The following is a 2,735-nucleotide window of genomic DNA, read 5'->3' as shown; positions in this document are numbered from 1 at the left end:
TCCGGGCCTCCCTCGCTGGCGCTCGGTCGTGTCCTCACCGCTTGGCTCAGCCGGAGCCCATGCCGGCCGAGCCGAACCGCGGCTCCGGGCCTCCCTCGCTGGCGCTCGGTCGTGTCCTCACCGCTTGGCTCAGCCGGAGTGCGGCGTGAAGCCGTAGCGCTCCCGTGACGCCAGTGCCCAGCGAGCGGCGGGCACGGAGACGAGCGAGATCCCGACCATGATCGCAGCGAGCATGAGCCAGCCGCGCTCCCCCTGCTCCACGCAGAAGAAGGTCACGATGGGCGGTCCGATGACGGCCATGACGGAGAACCCCAGCCCGGCGAAGCCCTGGTACTGGCCCTGCCGCTCGTGAGGGGCGAGCCCCATCTGCAGGCCCCACTGACCGCCCGACCCGATCATCTCGCCCACCACGTGGACCATCGAGCCGGCCACGAGGAAGCCGACGGCCAGCCACCACGACCCGCGATCAGCCAGCGCGATGATCGCGAATCCTGCTGCGATCCAGAGCGATCCACGGACCAGAGCCTTTCCGCCTGCCTCGACCGAGTCGGAGTGGCGCGACATCCGCACCTGGAAGAGCGCGACCATCGCCGTGTTGAGGATGAGCAGGACCGAGACCATGACGGTCGGCGCCTGGGTCCGCTGCGAGATGTAGAGCGCGAGCCCGAGCTCCATGACGAAGAAGTGGAGCGAGTAGAGACCCGTGATGATGACGATGACGACGTAGGGCCAGTCCCGGAGCACGGCCAGCCGCGGCTCGCCGGCACCGCGGCGATAGGGCGGCAGGTGCGGCAGGCGGCTCGTGTTCCATGCGGCGAAGCCGGTGAAGAGCGCGTTGAGGAAGAAGACCGCGACATACGCCCACGTCTCGTCGATCGCGAGCGCGATGCCGCCGAACACCGCGCCGAGACCCAGTGCCGTGTTGGTGACGGCGCGCAGGTATGCCTTGAAGAGCACCGCGCGGCCGCCCGTCGCGAGCTGTGCGATGACGCCCTGGTTGACCGCGCCGGCGGACCGCTCGAAGAGGGCGAGCAGGCCGAGGAGCACCGCGAGCACCCACGGCGTCCGGGCGAAGGCCGGTGGGGCGCTGAAGATCGCCGCACCGATCATGCAGCGGGTCAGCATCTCGCGGGGACCGCGCGTGTCACCGAGGTGTCCCGCCGGCACCTGCACGACGATGCCGACGATTGCGGCGACCGACATCGCGAGCGCCACCTCCGTCGCCGAGAAGCCCACCTTCCGGGTGAAGAACAGCGCGCTCGTCGTCATGACGGCACCGGCACCGAAGCGGTTCGCGAAGGACCCGAGGGCGAGGACGCGCAGGTCGGGGTCGATGGGGATGCCGCGCCTCGTCAGTGCCGTACTGCTCTCGCTTGTCGCCGTCGCCACGACCGCCACCTTCCGTTATCTTGACGTCAAGATACCTGCTCGGGGCGAGCCGGTGCATCCCGGTTTCCGGTGTCGCATATGGTCGAGGAGTGCCGCAGCCCAACTGGATCGAGCTAACCGGTGTCGTCAACATGAGGGACGTCGGGGGGATGGTGACCGACGCCGGCGACGTCGTGCGGGACCACCGGCTGCTTCGTTCGGACAACCTGCAGGACCTACCGGCGGACTCCGTCCGGGTGCTGCTCGACGAGTACCACCTCACGGACGTCGTCGACCTGCGCACCTTCGTCGAGGTGGCCAAGGAAGGCGACGGACCCCTCCGCTCGGTGAGCCAGGTCCGCCACCACCACTTCACGCTCTACCTCGAGGACACCGACGAGTCGGGGATCCCGGCCGCCGAGAAGGCGCTGCCCTGGGAGACCGACGAGAAGAGCCGCCGCCCGGTCAACGGAGAGTCCCACGGCCCTGGCCACGACGAGTTCTGGTCGCAGCACTACCTCAAGTACCTTGCGACGCGGCCGGATTCGGTCCTGGCAGCCCTCCACGCCATCAGCGCCAGCGAGGGCGCGGCGATCGTGCACTGCGCCGCCGGCAAGGACCGCACCGGCACCATCGTCGGCCTCGCCCTGAAGACGGTCGGCGTGCGCGACGACGAGGTGATCGCCGACTACGCCGCGTCCGCCGAGCGGGTGCCGCGGATCCTCGAGCGGCTGCGCAACAAGCCCGCCTATGCGGCGAACCTGCGCGACAAGACCGTGGCCCAGCAGTCACCGCAGGCGGACACGATGCGGCTCATGCTCGAGGCGCTCGAGAGCACCTACGGAGGCGTGCACCCCTTCCTCGAGCGACACGGGTGGACCACGGCCGACACCGAGCGGATGCGCCGCAAGCTCCTCACCTGACCGGCGCTACTTCTTCGGCTTGGCCGCGTCCTCGCTCGAGAGGGCGGCGATGAAGGCCTCCTGGGGGACCTCGACCCGGCCGACCATCTTCATGCGCTTCTTGCCCTCCTTCTGCTTCTCGAGGAGCTTGCGCTTGCGGCTGATGTCACCGCCGTAGCACTTGGCGAGCACATCCTTGCGGATCGCGCGGATGTTCTCGCGCGCGATGATCCGTGACCCGATGGCCGCCTGGATCGGCACCTCGAACTGCTGGCGCGGGATGAGGTCCTTGAGCTTGCCGGCCATCATCACGCCGTACGCGTACGCCTTGTCCTTGTGGACGATGGCCGAGAAGGCGTCGACCTGCTCGCCCTGCAGGAGGATGTCGACCTTGACGAGGTCGGCCACCTGCTCCCCGTCCGGCTCGTAGTCGAGCGAGGCGTAGCCCCGCGTCCGGGACTTCAG

The 2,735-nt window shown here is 69.1% G+C and carries 2 protein-coding genes and 1 pseudogene; 1 reads left to right on the top strand and 2 read right to left on the bottom strand.

Annotation, left to right across the window (positions count from 1 at the left end; all coding sequences use genetic code 11):
• Window positions 1-129: 129 nt before the first annotated feature.
• Complete coding sequence (locus ACTHJJ_RS06000; RefSeq protein ID WP_440302025.1) at window positions 130-1,389, bottom strand: MFS transporter; 1,260 nt, start codon at window positions 1,387-1,389, stop codon at window positions 130-132.
• Between the two features lie 89 nt (window positions 1,390-1,478).
• On the opposite strand from ACTHJJ_RS06000, the gene ACTHJJ_RS05995 reads away from it, so the two are divergent.
• The gene (locus ACTHJJ_RS05995; protein ID WP_440302024.1) at window positions 1,479-2,291 is read left to right on the top strand and encodes a tyrosine-protein phosphatase; all 813 of its coding nucleotides are present in this window, start codon (window positions 1,479-1,481) and stop codon (window positions 2,289-2,291) included.
• Window positions 2,292-2,297: 6 nt separating this feature from the next.
• On the opposite strand, the pseudogene ACTHJJ_RS05990 reads toward ACTHJJ_RS05995, so the two are convergent.
• Window positions 2,298-2,735, bottom strand: a pseudogene (locus ACTHJJ_RS05990) (elongation factor 4); the annotation flags it as partial.

Source organism: Intrasporangium sp. (assembly GCF_051961875.1).
Lineage (GTDB): Bacteria > Actinomycetota > Actinomycetes > Actinomycetales > Dermatophilaceae > Intrasporangium_A.
Note: the sequence above shows the minus strand (reverse complement) of the source record. Positions and strands in the feature narration are given on the sequence as shown.